The sequence below is a fragment of the Sphingobium sp. genome (assembly GCF_041987595.1).
Classification (GTDB): domain Bacteria; phylum Pseudomonadota; class Alphaproteobacteria; order Sphingomonadales; family Sphingomonadaceae; genus Sphingobium.
In genome coordinates, this window is sequence record NZ_JBHIWJ010000010.1 from 16,905 (window position 1) to 34,846 (window position 17,942).

The window sequence follows — 17,942 nt, forward strand, 5'->3', positions numbered from 1 at the left end:
TTTCAGCCTTCGTGCTTGGTTTCGAGCCAGGCGCGGATCGCCCAGCCGGTCTTTTGGCCCAACACGTCTCCGAAGGGCGGCATATAGACCTTCCCATCATGGCTGGAGCCGTGGCGGAAGCGCTCGACGAACCATTGATCGCCCGACTCGCCCAGCTCCAGATAGCGCAGATCGGGCGCGATACCGCCACTTTCCGCGTCCAGGCCATGGCAGCGGGCGCAGTTCTGCCCGTAAGCCGACTGACCGATCTCGATCGCCTTGGCATTGCCGCTATAGGGGTTTTTCGCAAGCCATTCGGCGCCGATCTCCGGCAAGGCGGAAGTGTCGATGGCCTGCGGCGTCACGTTGCCATGCGCCATCAGTCCGGTCGCCGCGGTCGCGCCCAATATGGCGATGGCGCCCAGCAGCGGGATGCGCCCGAAATTCTTGGCCAGACTCATATTCCAAATCCTCACCCGGTTATTTCCCTGATTGGCTTCGAGTGTAGGCCGGCGGACGCTGCGTCCCTATTGGCCGTTGGTACAATCCCGGTGACCGCGCCTGACCTGTAGACCGTTGGAAGGGGAGCTGGACGGAGAGGATCACAGGCGATGAAGCGCATCCTTATGGCGGGACTGATGCTGGTTCCGATGACGGCGCGGGCGGAGACGCTCTATGTCTCGAACGAGCGGGGGAACAGCGTCTCGGTGATCGATGCGGCGAGCGCCAGGGTGGTGGCGAACTGGCCCGTGGGCGGACGGCCGCGCGGGATCACCGTGTCGAAGGATGGACGTTATATCTATCTCTGTGCTTCGACCGACCATGCGGTGCAGGTGATCGAGCGGGCCACGGGGAAGGTCGTTGCGGAGCTGCCCTCCGGGGAGGATCCGGAGCAGTTTTTTCTGTCGCGCGACGGGAAAACCCTGTTCGTCGCCAACGAGGATGATGCCGCGCTGACGGCGATCGACCTCGCGACGAGAAGCGTCGCCTTTCAGGTCGATGTCGGCGGCGAGCCGGAGGGCGTGGCGCAAAGTCCCGACAGCCAGTGGGTTGTGGTAACGTCTGAAGAGGACAATGTCGTCAACTGGATCGATGTGGCGAAAAAGGAGATGGTTGACGCTACCCCTGTCGACCTGCGGCCGCGCCATGTCGAGTTCACCGCTGACGGTAAACAGCTGTGGATCGCGGCGGAGGTCGGGGGCACGGTGCAGATCATCGACACCGCGACGCGCAAGGTGGTGGAGACGTTGCGCTTTGCCGTTCCCGGCGTGGCGGAGCATCGCATCTTGCCCTGCGGCATCCGCTTCACGCCTGACGGCAGGACGGCGGTAATCGCGCTGGGGCGGGCGGATCATGTTGCGCTGGTCGATGTGGCGACGCGCAAGGTGCGCATCTATGTGCCGGTGGGGAAGCGCGTGTGGCATGTGGCAGTGAGCAGCGATGGTGCCCATGCCTATGCTGCCAATGGCCTTTCGGACAATGTGAGCGTGATCGATCTGGCCGAGGCGAAGGTGACTGGGTCTGTCCCGGTCGGGGTCGCGCCCTGGGGCATTGTCGCGGTTCCCTGAGTCCGCCGACGGGAGAGGACGTCTTGTCCCAAGGGAGGAAGCCCTAAGTCCAATTTCCGCTCCGCGCCACTCGCCCCACTCTCCCTCATGCCGGGGGCTTTGACCGGCACATAAGAGGGAGGATGGATATGAAAAGGACGCTGCTCCTCGCGAGCGCGGCCATGGGGCTGCTTTGCGCGACTGCCACGCCAGCCATGGCCGGAACCACGGCCGATCTGCTGAAGCGGCTGCATGAAAAGGGAATTCTCTCCGACGAGGAATATGACCAGCTGCTGAAGGGCGACGGCGTCGAGGCAGCGGCTGCACCCGCCGCTCCCGCCGCTCCCGCCGTGACTCCCGATGCGTCGGGCGGCGGCCGGACCGTTCACATGACCAACAGCGGCGTGGGCTTTGAAATGGGCGATATCACGCTCAAATTCTCCGGCTCTGTGAACGGCTTCTACGTCCATGACAATGGCGAGGCGCCCAGCGCCTCAAACAGCGTCGTCGGAGGCGTGGCGACGGTAGGCAGCAACAGCTCGGCGATCCGCAACGGTCTTCTGCCCGGTTTCCTGAAGGTGGAAGTGACCACCAAACAGGGCGGCTGGGATGTGGGGGCGCATTTCGGCATGTATCCGGGCATCAATTCGGTGAATTATGCGGCAGGCGGCGGCGCCAACAGCCCCGGCAATCCGCGCGGGCTGCAAACGGCGGGCATAGATTTTCGCCAGACTTACCTGACCTTCGGCCGTCCGGGCTTTGGCGAGGTGAAGATCGGTCGCGACATCGGACTGTTCGCGTCCGAGCAGATACTGAACGACATCACGCTGCTGTCGTCGGGCACGCCCGCAGGCAATGTCGCGCCGTCCAACACCACGCTGGGGCGGATCGGCGTCGGCTATATCTATACCGACTTCCAGCCGCAGATCACCTACACCACGCCCAACTTCAGCGGTTTTGCCGCCAGCGTCGGCATTTTCGAGCCCCTTTCCTCGCTGACCGGCCCGGCCGAATCCAACAAGGAGCCGGGCTTTCAGGCGAAGCTGGTCTATGACGGCAAGCTGGGCGGCATCAGCACGCGTCTCTGGGCGGCGGGCGTCCATCAGAAGCACAATGTGGTCGCCGGCCCCGATTATACCGGCTGGGGCTGGGACGCGGGCGCGAAGATCATGGTGGGGCCGCTGACACTGGTGGGCACCTATTATGACGCCTCGGGTCTTGGCACCACCGCGCTCAACCTGTTCGACACCGATGGCCTTGGCAACAGGCGCGACAGCCACGGCTTCTATCTTCAGGGCCTTGCCGGCTTCGGCAAATTCTCGGTCGGCGGCAGCTATGGCGAGAGCAATCTCGACCATGCCAATGCCGCGGACGCGCTGGCGAACCCCACGCTGGTCGACAAGAACAGCAGCTGGGTCGGGCAGGTTCGCTATGGTCTGACCAGCTGGGTCACGCTGCTCGGCGAATATGTTCACACAAGGTCGGAAGCGCATAACGGCAATCAGGCCAGTTCCGATGCGATCGCGGCCGGAGCCATCCTGTTCTTCTGACCCAAGGAACAATGTCGCGAAGGGGGGCTGCATCCTATCAGGGATGCGGCCCTTTTCATGGCTGGACAGCGTCATGCCGTTGGGGAACAAGTAAAAAAGAGGGACGGGGATGACAAAGAGCATGTGGCTGACGGGCACGGCGTTGCTTCTGCTGGCCGGGCAGGCCCGGGCCGATACTGGTGCCGTCGATGCGGAGCGACAGTCGATCATCGTCACGGCGCCCGGCGGCATGGTCGATGCCGATGATGCGCTCAGCCTGACCGGCGGGGATATCAGCCGTGCAGGTGCGCCCGACCTGCTGGGTGCGATCACCCGCGCCATGGCGGGCGTCACCCTACAGGACGCGCAGGGCAATCCGTGGCAGCCCAATCTTCTCTATCGGGGGTTTATCGCTTCGCCGCTTCAGGGTCAGGCGCAGGGGCTGGCCGTCTATCTGGACGGCGCGCGGTTCAACCAGCCCTTTGGCGACACCGTTGCCTTCGACCTGCTGCCCGAGGCGGCGATCCGCAGTTTCACCCTGTTCGACAGCAGCGCCATATACGGCCTCAACGCATTGGGCGGCGCAATGGTGTTCGACACCAAGACCGGCCTCAGCGATCCGGGGCTGGAAGCCATCCTTACTGCCGGACGCTTCGGTTCGCAGGAGGCAAGTGCGGCAGGAGGGTTGCAACGGGGTGATTTCAGTGCCTTTGCCGCCTTCCAATATTCCCACGAAGACGGCTGGCGCGCTCATTCGCCTTCAACGCTCTACAATGGCTATCTGGATCTGGGTTTCGATACCGCGTCGGGCGGTCTGCACATGAAGTGGATCGGTGCGGATACCGACCTTACCGGCAATGGCGTCGCCCCCGTCGAATTATTGGACGCGGACCGGCGCGCAGTCTTCACCTGGCCGGACAACGCCAGGGCCCGCTATGGCCGGATCAGCCTGCATCCCTGGGTGTCGCTCAGCGGCCGGACGCGGATCGAAGGCACGCTTTATGCCCAGCAACTGAAGCTGCGCACTGTGAATGGCGATGCCGCCGATATCGAAGCGTGCGAGGAGGAACAGCTCTGCCTGGAAACCATGGGCGGCGAAGACGAGGCGCTGCTGACCGATCGGAACGGCAATGCGATATTGGACAGTCTGGGCGGCGAAGGTTACGGCCTGCTCAATCGCGGGCGGCTGGGCAGCCGCGCCATGGGCGTGATCGTCCAGCTTATCGACGAACGCCCCCTGCTGGCCGGGACCAACCATCTCGGGGTCGGGATCAGCTATGACAACAGCCGCAGTCGTTTTGGCGCCTCCGCCGAACTGGGAGGGCTGACCGGGGACCGGAGCGTCGACGGTTTGGGACCGCTCATCGCCCAGGCGGATGGGGCCATCGGGCCGGTGGGCCTGATCGCCCATGCCACTTATTGGGGCATCTTCGTGCAGGACCGGCTGCCGCTGACAGCGAAGTTGTCGGCCGAAATCGGGCTGCGCTACAATCATGCGCAGATCGCCATGCGCGACCTTATCGGCACCGCGCTCAACGGGGATCATGGATATGAGCGGATCAACCCCGGCGTGGAACTGGACTATGCGCTGACCGAGGGTCTGAGCCTGCGGGCGGGCTATGCAGAGAGCAACCGCGCCCCCACGCCTGCCGAACTGTCCTGCGCCGATGAAACGGCGCCATGCAGCCTCGCCAATTTCTTCGTCGCTGATCCCCCGCTCAGGCAGGTGGTCGCCAAAGGCTGGGAAGCGGGCGCAAGCGGGCACGGAACGCTGGGAGGATTCCAGCTTGAATGGCTGCTGTCGGCCTATCGCACGCGCAATCGCAACGACATCCAATATGTGGCGTCGGCCATTCGCGGGCGGGCCTGGTTCCGTAACATTGGCGCAACCCGGCGGCAGGGCGTGGAATTCAGTCTGAAAGCGAGGCGCGGCGGCTTTGCCGGCGGGCTGAGCTATGCCTTTACCGATGCGACCTATCGGCATTCGCTGGCACTTTCCAGCCCGGCCAACCCGTCGGCGGATGCCGCCGGAGTGATCTTCGTCCAGCCGGGCGACCGATTGGCGGGCATTCCGCGCCATAGCGCGACGCTGTCGCTGGATCATGCGGGCCGGGGATGGTCGATCGGCGGCGACGTGATTGCGCGGTCGGGGCAATATCTGACGGGAGACGAGGGCAATGATCAGGCGCGGCTGGGCGGCTATGCGCTGGTCAATCTGCGCGCCGGGATCGACATCATGCCGGGAGTGACGCTGTTTGGCGAGCTTCGCAATGCGTTCGACCGCAAATATGCGACCTTCGGCACCTTCGCCGATGTGGGCGAAGTGCCGTTGGTTGAGGCGCCCGGTGCGTCGGACCCGCGCGCCTATGGGCCGGGCGCGCCGCGACGATGGTATGCAGGGGTGAAAGCGAAGTTCTGAGCGTTGGGGGCTTTGGACAATCCAATGACCGCTTCCCACCCAAAGTCAGCGCCGTGATCTTAGGACCAAAGGTCAATTGCGATCGTCCCTCCCACTGGGCCATTTTTGTCGCAACGCAATATTCATGACGGGAGAGAGCCTTGATCGACATTCGCACCACCTTGAGCGGGATCGCAACGGTCGCGCTGATGACGATGGCGCCGCTATCCGCGCAGGCCAGGGACATCGTCGTCCATATGAAGAATCAGGGCACGGACGGCGCCATGGTGTTCGAACCCTCCTTCATAAAGGCAGCCGTGGGCGACACCATTCATTTCAAGCCGACCGATCCCAGCCATAACGCCGAAACCCTCCCCAATATGCTGCCCGCCGGCGTCACGCCGATGAAGGGTGCGATGAACAAGGAAGCGGTGATGACCGTCACCAAGCCCGGCCTCTACGGCATCAAGTGCATGCCGCATTATTCGATGGGCATGGTCGCACTGGTGCAGGCGGGCAAGGCAGACCCGACGGCGCTGGCCGCAGCCAGGGCGGTGAAGCTGCCGCCCTTCGCCGCCCGGCGGATGACAGCCGCGCTTGCCAGGGTGAAGTGATGCTGGACGCGGGGGCAAAAAGCGAGGACCTCTATCCGGTGCCGTCCGAATGGGCGGCCGGGGCAAAGGTCGACGCGGTGGGCTATGCCACGGGGCATCGCCGTTCGCTGGAGGATGGGGAGGCCTATTGGCTGGAGCAGGCGCAGCGGCTCAACTGGATCAAGGCGCCGAGCCGGGCCAATGAGAGCAGCTTTGCCGAGGCCGATTTCGGCATCAGCTGGTTTGCCGACGGGACGCTTAACGTGTCGGCCAATTGCCTTGACCGGCATCTGGCGGAGCGGGGAAGCCAAGTCGCGATCATCTGGGAACCGGATGATCCGGAGGAAGACGCGCAGCGCTTTACCTACCGCCAGGTTCATGCCGAGGTGTGCCGCTTCGCCAATGTGCTGAAGGGCGCAGGCGTGCAGCGAGGCGATCGGGTGACGCTTTATCTGCCGATGATCCCGGAAGCGGCCTTCGCGATGCTGGCCTGCGCCCGGGTCGGGGCGATCCATAGCGTGGTGTTCGGTGGCTTCTCGCCGGAGGCTCTCGCGGGACGGATCGTCGATTGCGACAGCAAGGTCGTCGTCACCGCCGATGAAGGACGGCGTGGGGGCAGGACGGTGCCGCTGAAGCGTAACGTCGATGCGGCGGCCGCTCTGGCGCCGGTGCTCAAGACCGTCGTCGTCATCCGTGCGACTGGCGGCGATGTCGCTATGCAGGATGGGCGGGACGCTTATTATGACGAACTGGCGGCTGCCGTTTCCGCTGACTGCCCGGCCGAATCCATGGGCGCGGAAGATCCGCTGTTTCTGCTCTACACCAGCGGCTCGACCGGCAAGCCCAAGGGTATGGTGCATTCGAGCGGCGGCTATCTGCTCTGGGCGGCGATGACCTTCGATCTGAGTTTCGACTATCGGCCGGGCGAGGTGTTCTGGTCCTCTGCCGATATAGGCTGGGTCACGGGGCATAGCTATATCGTCTATGGGCCGCTGGCGAACGGGGCGACGACCTTGATGTTCGAGGGCGTGCCCAACTGGCCTTCGCCCAGCCGCATCTGGGACATTGTCGACCGGCATCAGGTGGCGACGCTTTACACCGCGCCGACCGCGCTGCGCTCGCTGATGAAGGAAGGCGACGAGTTCGTGACCCGGACCAGCCGCGCCTCGCTGCGCCTGTTGGGCACGGTGGGCGAGCCGATCAATCCCGAAGCGTGGCGCTGGTATCATGAGGTGGTGGGCGAGGGACGCTGCCCGATCGTCGATACATGGTGGCAGACCGAGACGGGTGGGCACATGATCGCCCCGCTGCCGGGCGCCACCGACCTGAAACCCGGCGCCGCGACCAAACCATTTTTCGGGGTGGAGCCGCTGCTGGTGGACTGTCACGGGGCGATCGTGGAGGGCGCGGGCGAGGGCAATCTCTGCATCGCCCGCTCATGGCCGGGGCAGGCGCGGACGGTCTGGAGCGATCAGGATCGCTTCTTCCAGACCTATTTCACCACCTATCCGGGACTCTATTTCACCGGGGACGGTTGCCGTCGGGATGCGGACGGGGACTATTGGATCACCGGGCGGGTCGACGACGTCATCAACGTGTCTGGCCATCGCATGGGCACGGCGGAGGTCGAAAGCGCGCTTGCTTGCCATGAGTGCGTGGCGGAGGCGGCCGTGGTCGGCTTTCCGCACGATATCAAGGGGCAGGGCATCTACGCCTATGTGACGCTGAACGCCCATGAGGAGCCGAGCGAGGGCTTGCGCAAAACGCTGGTCGCTTGGGTGCGGCAGGAGATCGGGCCGATCGCGACGCCCGATGTGATCCAGTTCTCGCCGGGACTGCCCAAGACGCGCTCGGGCAAGATCATGCGCCGGATATTGCGCAAGATCGCGGAGGGAGAGACGTCGGCGCAGGCGCTTGGAGATATTTCGACGCTGGCCGACCCTGCGATTGTGACGGAGCTGGTCCGGAACAGGGTGGGTTAAAGATAAGGTGCCCTGCGCAGGCAGGAGCACCTTACTTCCCGTTATCGCGCAACTTCCTCCGGCCAATAGAGCCGCATCGGATTGTCGATCAGCAGCTTACGTTGCAGTTCGACGGTGGGCGCGATGCGGGGGATCATATCGACCAGATGGCCATCGTCCGGGATATTGTCCTGCATGTTGGGGTGCGGCCAGTCCGTGCCCCACAGCACCCGATCCTCATAGTCCGCCACCAGCGGCGCCACGGCGTCGGCAAAGGCGTTCCACGGGTCCCCTGTCGGGTCCAGACGATCCGGGCAGGTCGCCTTGAACCAGATGTCGTCCCGACTGTTCAGAAAGGCGCGGAACGCCTTCATGTCGGCGCCGTCCGGCCCCTGGGTCACATCGGGGCGGCCCATATGGTCGATCACCAGCGGCACCGGGATCGCGTCCATGAAGGGGCGAAGTTCTTCCAGAATATCCGCCTCGAAATAGATGACGACATGCCAGCCTGCGGGCAGCCGCTTCGCGACTTCGAGGAACTTGTCCTTGGGCGCGTCGTCGACGAGGCGCTTGAGGAAATTGAAACGGATGCCGCGAATGCCGCCGTCATGCAGGGCCGCGAGGTCCGCTTCCGAAATCGCCGGATCGACCACGGCGACGCCGCGGGCCTTCCCATTGGACCTGGCGATGCCGTCGAGGGTCGCGGCATTGTCCGTGCCATGGCAGCTCGCCTGCACGATGACATTGCGCGCGAACCCCAGATGGTCGCGCAGCGCGAACAGCATGTCCGGCCCGGCATCCTCCGGCAGATATTTCGCCTTGGCGGAAAAGGGGAAGTCCGCCATCGGGCCGAACACATGGCAATGCGCGTCAATCGCGCCTGCCGGCGGGGTGTAGCGCGGCTTCGAAGGATTGCCGTGCCAGCTGGTGATGCGGTTCGTCATGCGAAAACCTCTCCATCCATCAATTTGCGCGCCGTGCGCAGCATCGCGGCGCTGGTGACGGCGCCGCTGTCGTCCAGTTCCATGACGCAGGTGGTCTCGCCGGTCGGATGCTCGACCGACAGCGTCTTGCGGTTGCCCGAAGGGATCGCGGCGACTTCGGCGGCGGGCGATCCTTCGATCAGGCAAGCCGTCGCCACGCTGACCGCGCCCAGCACGCCGATAGAGGCATGGGCGCGATGCGGGATGAAGCTGCGCACCGTAACCGCGCCGCCGTTGCGGGGCGGGGCGACCAGCATCATCTTGGGCACCGACTTTTCCTTGACGTCGCCGAGGTTCATCCGCTCGCCCACGGCAAGCCGGATCGCCTCGATGCGGGCCTTCAGCGCGTGGTCATTGTCCAGCGTTTCGCGGTCCTCATAGCCGGTTACGCCGACATCCTGTGCCTTCATGACGACGCAGGGCATGCCATTGTCGATCAGCGTGACATGTACGCCCTCGACTTCATCGAAAGCGTTGCCGGTCGGAAGCAGCGCGCCGCAGGAGGAGCCGGCGGTGTCGCGGAACTCCAGCGGAATCGGGGCGGCGCTGCCGGGCACGCCGTCGATCCGGGCCTCGCCGTCATAACGGACCTTGCCGCCCGGCGTTTCCACCGTGGCGATGGCGATCTGGCCCGTATTCTCCATGAAGATGGCGACGCGGGTTTCGCCATCTTGCGCGGCGACGAGGCCGCGCTCGATGGCGAAGGGGCCGACGCCGGCGAGGATATTGCCGCAATTCTGCGCGTCGCTGACGATCGCCTGGTCGACGAAGACCTGAAGGAAGAGATAGTCGACGTCGACGCCCTCTTGGCTCGATTTTCTGACGACCGCGACCTTGCTCGTCAGCGGATCGGCGCCGCCCATGCCGTCGATCTGGCGCGGATCGGGCGAGCCCATGATCCGCAGCAGAAAGGCATCGCGCGCGGCGCTGTCGGCGGGCAGGTCGGAGCCAAGGAAATAGCCGCCTTTCGACGTGCCGCCGCGCATCCACATGACGCGGGCGGAGTTTTGGGCGTCAGACATATTTCAGGCCCATTTCCTCAAGGCGCGGACGCATATTGTAGATGTCGAGGCCGAGTTCGCCCGCAGCGAGGCGGACGCGCTTGGCTTCCTCGGCGGCTTCACGGGCCTGCGCCTTTTCAAGAACAGCGGCGGCATCGGCGCGGGGCACGATGCACACGCCGTCATCATCGGCGATGACCACGTCGCCCGGATTGACCAGCGCATTGGCGCAGACGACCGGGACATTGACGCTGCCCAGCGTCGCCTTGATCGTCCCCTGCGCGTGGACCGCCTTCGACCAGACGGGAAAGTTCATCTGCGTCAGGTCGCGCACGTCGCGCACGCCGGCATCGATGATCAGGCCCCGGCAACCGCGCGCCTGCGCCGAGGTGGCGAGCAGGTCGCCGAAATAGCCGTCGGAGCAGGGGCTGGTCGGCGCGAGGAGGAGGATGTCGCCTTCCTTCAGCTGCTCGATCGCGACATGCACCATCCAGTTGTCGCCCGGAGGCGCCGAGATGGTGACCGCGCTGCCCGCAATCCGCGCGCCGGTGTAGATGGGGCGCATGTAAGGGGCGAGCAGGCCGGTGCGGCCCTGCGCCTCGTGCACGGTGGCGACGCCGCATTTGGCAAGGCCGTCGATGACGGAAAGCTCCGCCCGTTCGATATTCTGGACGACGACGCCGGACATGGAACTCTCTCCTGACTCGATGACAAAAAGCTGGAGCCTGCCATGCAGAAGGGATCGCGCCAGCTCAAATCCGATCTATGCGCCGGCCATAAAATTTTGCTAATTATAAAATATGGCTCCTGATCAGTTCAATATCCGTCACCTTGCCGCCATGGCCGCCGTCGTCGAGCAGGGCAGCGTCTCACTCGGCGCGCGGCAGGTCAATCTGACCCAGCCAGCCGTGACCCAGGGCATCGCCAAGCTGGAGGCGCAATTGGGTCTGCCCCTGTTCGAGCGGCAACCCGGCGGGATGGTTCCAACCGACGCGGCCATCTGTCTTGCCCCTCGCGTCAATGCGGCCCTGCGGCTGATCGGCAGCAGCAGGGTAACGGCGGCGCAGGTCCGCGCCTTCGTAGCTCTGGCGCGGGCGGGCAGCTATCCTGCGGCGGCGGCGGAGGCGGGCGTCACCGAACCCTCGCTGCACCGGGCCGTGGGCGATCTGGCGCTGGCCATGGGATACCGGCTGGTCGACCGGCGAGGAAGGGGGCTGGCGCTCACCCGTCAGGGGGCGGTGCTGGCGCGTCGGCTGCGGCTGGCGCTGGCGGAGCTGCGCTCCGGGCTGGAGGATATCGCCGATCTGAAGGGGCAGGAGAGCGGACGGATCGTGGTCGGCGCCATGCCGCTGTCGCGGGCGCGGCTGCTGCCCCGCGTCATCACCCGTTTCCGCGACCATTTCCCGCAGGTCGACATCCACATCTTCGAAGGATCGCACACGGAACTGGTGGGCCCCTTGCGCGAGGGCGAAGTCGACATGATGATCGGCGCCCTGCGCGATTCCTCCATCGGGCAGGATCTGACGCAAAAGCCGCTGTTCGAGGATCGGCCGACCATCATTGGGCGGGCGGGCCACCCGCTGGCGGCGGGCTGGGATGCCGATGCGCTGCGCCGCTATCCCTGGATCCTGCCGCCAGAGGGGACGCCGCTGCGGCAGCTCTGGCGCAAGATGTTCGAGGCGCTGGGTGGCGCGCTGCCGCCCGTGCCGATCGAATGCGGATCGGTGATGACGATCCGGCAGTTGCTGCTGGGCGGGGATTATCTGACCCTGCTGTCGGTCGACCAGCTCGCGCTGGAGCTGGATGTCGGCATGGTGATCGACATCGGCCCGGCGCCCGGATCGGTCAGCCGCATCATCGGCATTACCACCCGCGCCGACTGGCGTCCGACCCGCCTGCAACGCCGATTCATGGAAGCGGTCGAGGCGGAGGTCGATGCACTATATTCGTAAAATCTTATATCGATCGCGTGGATTCGATTGGCGCCCTTGCAGGCAATCGGTCATGGCCATCCATATGGAGCAGGAAGTCGGTCTGATCGGTTTTGGCGAAGCAGGGTCCACCTTTGCGCATGCGGGGGGCTGGGGCGAGCGGGCGCATGTGTTCGATCGCAAGACCGGCAATGGCCCGGAGGCGCCGGCGATGCTGGACGCCTATAAGGCCGCCCATGTTCTGGGCGCCCGCTTTCTGGACGACGCGCTGTCGGGCGTCGATCTTATCCTTTCCCTTGTGACCGCCGATCAGGCGCTGGCCGCGGCCGGGGCTGCCGCGGAGTGCATGGCCCCCGGCGCGATCTATTGCGACATGAACAGCGTCGCGCCGCAAACCAAGCAGCAGGCTGCGCAACTGGTCGAGGCGGCGGGCGGTCATTATGTCGACGTCGCGGTGATGGCACCGGTCGATCCGGCCCGTCTGGCAGTTCCGCTGCTTTTGAGCGGCGGGCAGGCGGAAGAGGCGGCGGCGCGCCTTGCTGCGCTGGGTTTCGTCAAAACGCGGGTCGTGGGGGATGCGGTAGGCCGCGCCTCCTCGATCAAGATGATCCGCTCGGTCATGGTGAAGGGGATCGAGGCGCTGACCGCCGAATGCGTGCTGGCCGCCGAAGCTGCGGGCGTGCGGGAGGACGTGCTGGCCTCGCTCGACGCCAGCGACAAGCTGAAGCCCTGGGAAGAGCGCGCCGACTATAATCTCGACCGGATGCTGATCCACGGCATTCGCCGCGCCGCCGAGATGGAGGAAGTCGTCAAGACGCTGGAAGGGCTGGGCACCGGCGCCGCGATGACGCGGGGCACCGTCAAACGCCAGCGCGCCATCGGCGAGCTTGGCGTGAAGACACCGCCGGAAGGGCTGACCGGGAAAATCGCATATATTACCCTATCAAACGAACGAAAGGCTGACGCCGCATGAGCCTGATTATCGACTGCCACGGCCATTATACCGTGCTCCCCAAGGGGCATGACGCATGGCGCGAGGAACAGAAGGCCGCCTTCAAGGCGGGTGTTCCGGCTCCCGCCTATCCCGAGATCAGCGACGACGAAATCCGCGACACGATCGAATCCAACCAGCTGCGGCTCATCAAGGAACGCGGCGCTGACCTCACCATCTTCAGCCCCCGCGCCTCCGCCATGGCGCCCCATGTGGGCGACGCCGACGTTGCGAAGGAGTGGGCGACCCGCTGCAACGACCTGATCGCGCGCGTCGTCGGCCTCTATCCCGAAACCTTCGTCGGCGTCTGCATGCTGCCCCAGTCTCCGCAAGCTGACATGACGAACAGCATCGCCGAGCTGGAGCGCTGCGTCGACATGGGCTTCATCGGCTGCAATCTCAATCCCGATCCGGGTGGCGGCCATTTCACGCATCCGCCGCTGACCGACCGTTACTGGTATCCCTTCTACGAAAAGATGGTCGAGCTGGACGTCCCGGCGATGATCCATGTTTCGGGCAGCTGCAACCCGGCGATGCACGCGACCGGCGGTTATTATATCGCCGCCGACACCATCGCCTTCATGCAACTGCTGGAAGGCGATCTGTTCGCCGATTTTCCTACGCTGCGCTTCATCATCCCGCATGGCGGCGGCGCGGTGCCCTATCATTGGGGCCGTTACCGGGGTCTGGCGGACATGCTCAAGAAGCCCAGCCTCGACACGCACCTTATGAACAACATCTTCTTCGATACCTGCGTCTATCACCAGCCGGGCGTCGATCTGCTGGCGGACGTGATCGACAACAAGAACATCCTGTTCGGGTCGGAAATGGTCGGCGCGGTGCGCGGCATCGACCCGACCACCGGCCATTATTTCGACGATACCAAGCGCTATGTCGATGCGCTGGAGATCAGCGATGCCGAACGCCACGCCATTTTCGAAGGCAATGCACGCCGCGTCTTCCCGCGTCTCGACGCGCAGTTGAAGGCGCGGGGCCTGTAAGCAATCCCCGCGGAGGGGCGGATTCATCCCCCGGTCTTTTGTTGGAAGGAAGGGCCGGGGGATGAATTTCCAAGAGAGGTTGAGATGAGCACTGACATTCATGAATATCTTGGCCAGTTCGACGATATTCCCGGCACGCGGGTCTACACGGCCAAGCGGGCCCGGCAGGGCTACTGGATGAACCAGTTCGCGATGAGCCTGATGAAGGCCGAAAATCGTGAGCGCTGGAAGGCGAATGAACGCGCCTATATCGACGAATGGCCGATGACCGAGGACCAGAAGAAGGCGATCCTCGACCGCGACTATAATCGCTGCCTCGATCTGGGCGGCAATATCTATTTCCTGGCCAAGGTATTTTCGACCGACGGCCTCAGCTTCCTCCAGGCCGTCGGCACCATGACCGGCATGAGCCCGGAGGATTATCAGGCGATGATGATCGCCGGCGGCCGCTCCCCTGAGGGCGTCCGTTCGATCAGGGAGAAACGTTGATGGCCCGCATTACCGCCGGCGTCGCGACCAGCCATGTGCCCGCCATCGGCGCCGCCATGGACCTGGGCAAGACCGCCGAGCCTTATTGGCAGCCCGTATTTGCGGGCTATGACTGGTCGCGCCAATGGATCGCGCAGGAAAAGCCCGATGTCGTGATATTGGTCTATAACGACCATGCGTCGGCCTTCGACATGAAGATCATCCCGACCTTCGCCATTGGCTGCGCTGACCGCTACGGCATCTGCGACGAGGGCTGGGGCCCGCGCCCGGTGCCGGAGGTGGAGGGACATGCCGACCTTGCATGGCATGTCGCGCAGAGCCTGATCCTCGACGAGTTCGACATGACCATCATCAATGAGATGGACGTCGACCATGGCCTGACCGTGCCGTTGAGCCTGCTGTTCAATCAGCCGGCGAAATGGCCGTGCAAGGTCATTCCGCTGGCCGTCAACGTCGTCACCTATCCGCCGCCCTCGGGCAATCGCTGCTGGATGCTGGGCGAGGCGATCGCCCGTGCCGTCGAGAGTTTTCCAGAGGATCTGAACGTGCAGATCTGGGGCACCGGCGGTATGAGCCACCAGCTTCAGGGACCGCGCGCGGGGTTGATCAATGCGGAGTGGGACAACCGCTTTCTTGACCTGATGAGCGAGGATGACGGCGAGGCGCTTCGCGCCATTCCGCATATCGAATATCTGCGGGAAACCGGATCCGAAGGGATCGAAATGGTGATGTGGCTGATCATGCGCGGCGCGCTTGGCCGGCGAGTGAAGGCCCTGCATCGCCATTATCATGTTCCCGCTTCGAATACCGCGGTCGGGCATCTGGTGTTGGAGCCTGCCTGAATTTTCTCCTCTCCCGTCAGCGGGAGGGGACTGATTATGGAGTAGAAATCATGCGTATAGCCCTTGCCGGTGCAGGCGCCTTTGGCGAAAAGCATCTTGATGGCCTGAAGAATATCGACGGCGTGACCGTGACCTCGCTTGTCGGCCGCAATCTTGAACCCACGCAGGCGGTTGCAGCGAAATATGGCATCGGTCACGCCACCACCGATCTGGCCGAGACTCTGGCGCGCGACGATGTCGATGCGGTCATCCTTTGCACCCCGACGCAGATGCACGCCGCCCAGGCCATCGCCTGCATGAACGCAGGCAAACATGTGCAGGTCGAAATCCCGCTGGCGGACAGCTGGGCCGACGCGCAGGCAGTACTGGCGAAGCAGGAAGAAACCGGCCTCGTCTGCATGGTCGGTCACACCCGCCGCTTCAACCCGTCGCACCAATATGTCCACAACCTCATCACGGCGGGCGAGCTGAACATCCAGCAGATGGACGTTCAGACCTATTTCTTCCGCCGCAAGAACATCAATGCCAAGGGCGAGGCGCGCAGCTGGACCGACCATCTGCTCTGGCACCATGCCGCGCACACCGTCGATCTGTTCGCCTATCAGGCGGGCAGGATCGTATCCGCCCACGCCATGCAGGGGCCGATCCATCCCGAACTGGGCATCGCCATGGACATGTCGATCCAGCTCAAGAGCGAGACGGGCGCTATCTGCACCCTTTCGCTGAGCTTCAACAATGACGGGCCGCTGGGCACCTTCTTCCGCTATATCGGCGATACCGGCACCTATATCGCCCGTTACGACGATCTGGTGAACGGCAAGGAAGAGGCGATTGACGTCAGCAAGGTCGCGGTGTCGATGAACGGCATCGAGCTTCAGGACCGCGAGTTCATCAGCGCGATCCGCGAAGGCCGTGAACCGAACAGCAGCGTACAGAAGGTGTTCGACTGCTACCGCGTGCTGGGCGAGCTGGAAAAGCAGCTGGGCTGACCCGAACGGGTTCATAGCAAGGGGCTGCCATCATGGCGGCCCCTTTTTTATCCCAGGAAGTTGCTGAGCAGGTCCGGGTGGAACCCCCATCCGGCAAAGCCGCATACCCCCATGAACAGCCCGGACGCGCCGAAGGCCCAGCTTGCGAACAGCAACCCCATGCTTTCGCACAGGGCTGCGACCGCCGCGAGCGAGATGGCGGTGGAGATCAGCGCCTCGCTCGCGTCGAACTGGTCGTCGTGGATGTTGAGCGCGTCATAATCCTGCCGGTAACCCTTCGCCTGCTGTGCCAGCTTCGGCGCTTCGGACTGATATTTGGCGATCTCTCCATCCAGTTTCGCCAATGCGGGCCTGGCCTGTTCGGTTGGGGCGCCGTTCGCCACCACCGCCAGCATCGTACGGCTGTCCTGCGCCAGATGAAGCTTCGTCTTCGTCGCCTGATACTGGCTCCAGCTGTCGACCGAACTGGACTGGGCCTGATCCATGGCCTGGACGATATTACCATCCTTGATGTTGCAGAGGCCGGCAAAAACCGAAAGCAGGACGACGGTGACCGCCACCATCCGGTTGAGCCGCTTGTCCTTGGCCTCTGCGCTGACTTCGATTTCCATGCCTGCTCCTGAATGCAGGCTTAGGACGGCGGCGTAAGGCCCAGACCGCAGTTGGTGGAGCGCTGGTCGCCCGCGCCGGCCAGCAACGCCTTTGCAAGCGGCAGTGTGATGGCGTTGCCCGCGTCGGGGCGGCTGAGCGTGATGCGGGCGATCCCGTCTTCAAGGGACAGGATGATGCCGTCCCGATGGCCGGTCATGCTATCTCCAGATTTTGCCGGGCGATGGCCGCGAGGCGCGGGAAATTTTGGGCGCGCTCACGGGCGTGGGCGCTCGATGCGGTGCCGCGCAGCACGCGCCCCTTGATGCCGTGGAAAATCGCGGCCAGCCGAAAGAAGTTGAAGGCGATGTAGAATGGCCAATGGTCGATCCCGGTGCGCCTCGTCCGGGCGCAATAGGCCGCCACATAGTCCTGTTCGGACGGGATGTTGAGCGCGGCAAGGTTCGTCCCGGCGAGGCCGGCGACGATATCCGGAGGCATCCGGTACATCATCGCGTGATAGGCGAAATCCGCCAGCGGGTGACCAAGGGTCGAAAGCTCCCAATCCAGCACCGCCAGGACGCGGGGCTCTGTCGGGTGGAAGATCATATTGTCGCAGCGGAAATCGCCATGGACGATCGCGCTTTCGTCGCCCGGCGGGATATTGGCAGGCAGCCATTCGACCAGCCAGTCCATGTTCGGGTCGCGGCCGGCCAGATCGTCTTCGAGATACTGGCGCGACCAGCGGCCGATCTGCCGCGCGAAATAATTGCCGGGCCTGCCATAGTCGGACAGGCCCGCCGCCGCCACATCGACGCTGTGCAGATGGGCGATAGTGGCGTTCATCGCATCGAAATAAGCGGGGCGCTGGTCGCGATCGACCTCCGGCAGGGTCGCGTCCCAAAAGATGCGGCCTTCCACCAGTTCCATGACATAGAAGGGCGTGCCGATCAGCGCGCCATCCTCGCATAGCCCGAAGATGTGCGGCACGGGAAAATCGGCGCTTTCCAGCGCGGAGAGGACCTGCACCTCGCGTTCGATCGCATGGGCGCCCCTCAGCAGGACGCCCGGCGGCTTGCGGCGCAGGACATAGGAACGGTCGGGGGTCGACAGGCGATAG

Annotated in this window: 18 protein-coding genes; 11 read left to right on the forward strand and 7 right to left on the reverse strand. The window is 64.2% G+C overall.

Annotated features, from left to right (window positions below; translation table 11 throughout):
* Positions 1–2: 2 nt before the first annotated feature.
* Entirely contained in the window at positions 3–440 is a 438-nt protein-coding gene (gene pedF, locus ACFC3J_RS04505; protein ID WP_375195010.1) for a cytochrome c-550 PedF, read from the reverse strand.
* Positions 441–590: 150 nt separating this feature from the next.
* On the opposite strand from pedF, the gene ACFC3J_RS04510 reads away from it, so the two are divergent.
* The 5 genes from ACFC3J_RS04510 (at position 591) to acs (ending at position 8,028) form a co-directional block, all read left to right on the forward strand.
* Positions 591–1,547 carry a PQQ-dependent catabolism-associated beta-propeller protein gene (locus ACFC3J_RS04510; protein WP_375195011.1) on the forward strand — a complete coding sequence of 319 codons (957 nt, stop codon included), beginning with the start codon at positions 591–593 and terminating at the stop codon, positions 1,545–1,547.
* Between the two features lie 128 nt (positions 1,548–1,675).
* Entirely contained in the window at positions 1,676–3,076 is a 1,401-nt protein-coding gene (locus tag ACFC3J_RS04515) for a porin (protein ID WP_375195012.1), read from the forward strand.
* Between the two features lie 109 nt (positions 3,077–3,185).
* On the forward strand, positions 3,186–5,474 hold the full coding sequence (locus ACFC3J_RS04520; RefSeq protein ID WP_375195013.1) for a TonB-dependent receptor: 2,289 nt from the start codon (positions 3,186–3,188) through the stop codon (positions 5,472–5,474).
* 188 nt (positions 5,475–5,662) lie between these two features.
* Positions 5,663–6,067, forward strand: a complete 405-nt coding sequence (locus ACFC3J_RS04525) for a pseudoazurin (RefSeq protein WP_375195052.1) — start codon at positions 5,663–5,665, stop codon at positions 6,065–6,067.
* Positions 6,067–8,028 (forward strand): acetate--CoA ligase, encoded by a 1,962-nt coding sequence (gene acs / locus ACFC3J_RS04530; RefSeq protein ID WP_375195014.1) that lies wholly within the window; start codon positions 6,067–6,069, stop codon positions 8,026–8,028. Before ACFC3J_RS04525 ends, acs begins: the two co-directional genes overlap by 1 nt.
* A gap of 41 nt (positions 8,029–8,069) precedes the next feature.
* On the opposite strand, the gene ACFC3J_RS04535 is transcribed toward acs, so the two are convergent.
* From ACFC3J_RS04535 to ligK, 3 genes are read right to left on the reverse strand one after another with little or no spacing between them, the layout of a single operon-like run.
* Positions 8,070–8,951: an amidohydrolase family protein gene (locus ACFC3J_RS04535; RefSeq protein ID WP_375195015.1), complete on the reverse strand. Its 882-nt coding sequence runs from the start codon at positions 8,949–8,951 to the stop codon at positions 8,070–8,072.
* Entirely contained in the window at positions 8,948–10,012 is a 1,065-nt protein-coding gene (locus ACFC3J_RS04540) for a 4-oxalomesaconate tautomerase (protein ID WP_375195016.1), read from the reverse strand. Before ACFC3J_RS04540 ends, ACFC3J_RS04535 begins: the two co-directional genes overlap by 4 nt.
* Positions 10,005–10,679 (reverse strand): 4-carboxy-4-hydroxy-2-oxoadipate aldolase/oxaloacetate decarboxylase, encoded by a 675-nt coding sequence (ligK, locus tag ACFC3J_RS04545; RefSeq protein ID WP_375195017.1) that lies wholly within the window; start codon positions 10,677–10,679, stop codon positions 10,005–10,007. Before ligK ends, ACFC3J_RS04540 begins: the two co-directional genes overlap by 8 nt.
* A 112-nt stretch (positions 10,680–10,791) precedes the next feature.
* Between ligK and ACFC3J_RS04550 the strand changes: the two genes are divergently transcribed.
* The 6 genes from ACFC3J_RS04550 (at position 10,792) to ACFC3J_RS04575 (ending at position 16,234) form a co-directional block, all read left to right on the forward strand.
* Positions 10,792–11,943, forward strand: a complete 1,152-nt coding sequence (locus tag ACFC3J_RS04550) for a LysR substrate-binding domain-containing protein (protein WP_375195018.1) — start codon at positions 10,792–10,794, stop codon at positions 11,941–11,943.
* A gap of 64 nt (positions 11,944–12,007) precedes the next feature.
* Positions 12,008–12,895 carry a DUF1932 domain-containing protein gene (locus tag ACFC3J_RS04555; RefSeq protein ID WP_375195053.1) on the forward strand — a complete coding sequence of 296 codons (888 nt, stop codon included), beginning with the start codon at positions 12,008–12,010 and terminating at the stop codon, positions 12,893–12,895.
* On the forward strand, positions 12,892–13,914 hold the full coding sequence (locus ACFC3J_RS04560) for an amidohydrolase family protein (protein WP_375195019.1): 1,023 nt from the start codon (positions 12,892–12,894) through the stop codon (positions 13,912–13,914). The genes ACFC3J_RS04555 and ACFC3J_RS04560 overlap by 4 nt, the downstream gene beginning before the upstream one ends.
* A gap of 84 nt (positions 13,915–13,998) precedes the next feature.
* Positions 13,999–14,403: a protocatechuate 4,5-dioxygenase subunit alpha gene (gene ligA / locus ACFC3J_RS04565; RefSeq protein ID WP_375195020.1), complete on the forward strand. Its 405-nt coding sequence runs from the start codon at positions 13,999–14,001 to the stop codon at positions 14,401–14,403.
* Positions 14,403–15,245 (forward strand): class III extradiol dioxygenase subunit beta, encoded by an 843-nt coding sequence (locus tag ACFC3J_RS04570; RefSeq protein WP_375195021.1) that lies wholly within the window; start codon positions 14,403–14,405, stop codon positions 15,243–15,245. The genes ligA and ACFC3J_RS04570 overlap by 1 nt, the downstream gene beginning before the upstream one ends.
* Before the next feature lie 50 nt (positions 15,246–15,295).
* The gene (locus tag ACFC3J_RS04575; RefSeq protein ID WP_375195022.1) at positions 15,296–16,234 is read left to right on the forward strand and encodes a Gfo/Idh/MocA family oxidoreductase; all 939 of its coding nucleotides are present in this window, start codon (positions 15,296–15,298) and stop codon (positions 16,232–16,234) included.
* A 47-nt stretch (positions 16,235–16,281) separates the two neighbouring features.
* Here the strand turns inward: ACFC3J_RS04575 and ACFC3J_RS04580 are convergent, their stop codons facing one another.
* The 3 genes from ACFC3J_RS04580 to ACFC3J_RS04590 form a co-directional block, all read right to left on the reverse strand.
* Positions 16,282–16,845 carry a DUF4337 domain-containing protein gene (locus tag ACFC3J_RS04580; RefSeq protein WP_375195023.1) on the reverse strand — a complete coding sequence of 188 codons (564 nt, stop codon included), beginning with the start codon at positions 16,843–16,845 and terminating at the stop codon, positions 16,282–16,284.
* Between the two features lie 20 nt (positions 16,846–16,865).
* On the reverse strand, positions 16,866–17,042 hold the full coding sequence (locus tag ACFC3J_RS04585) for a hypothetical protein (RefSeq protein ID WP_375195024.1): 177 nt from the start codon (positions 17,040–17,042) through the stop codon (positions 16,866–16,868).
* A partial coding sequence (locus ACFC3J_RS04590) for a phosphotransferase (protein WP_375195025.1) occupies positions 17,039–17,942 on the reverse strand: 904 nt, incomplete at its 5' end. The genes ACFC3J_RS04590 and ACFC3J_RS04585, both read right to left, overlap by 4 nt.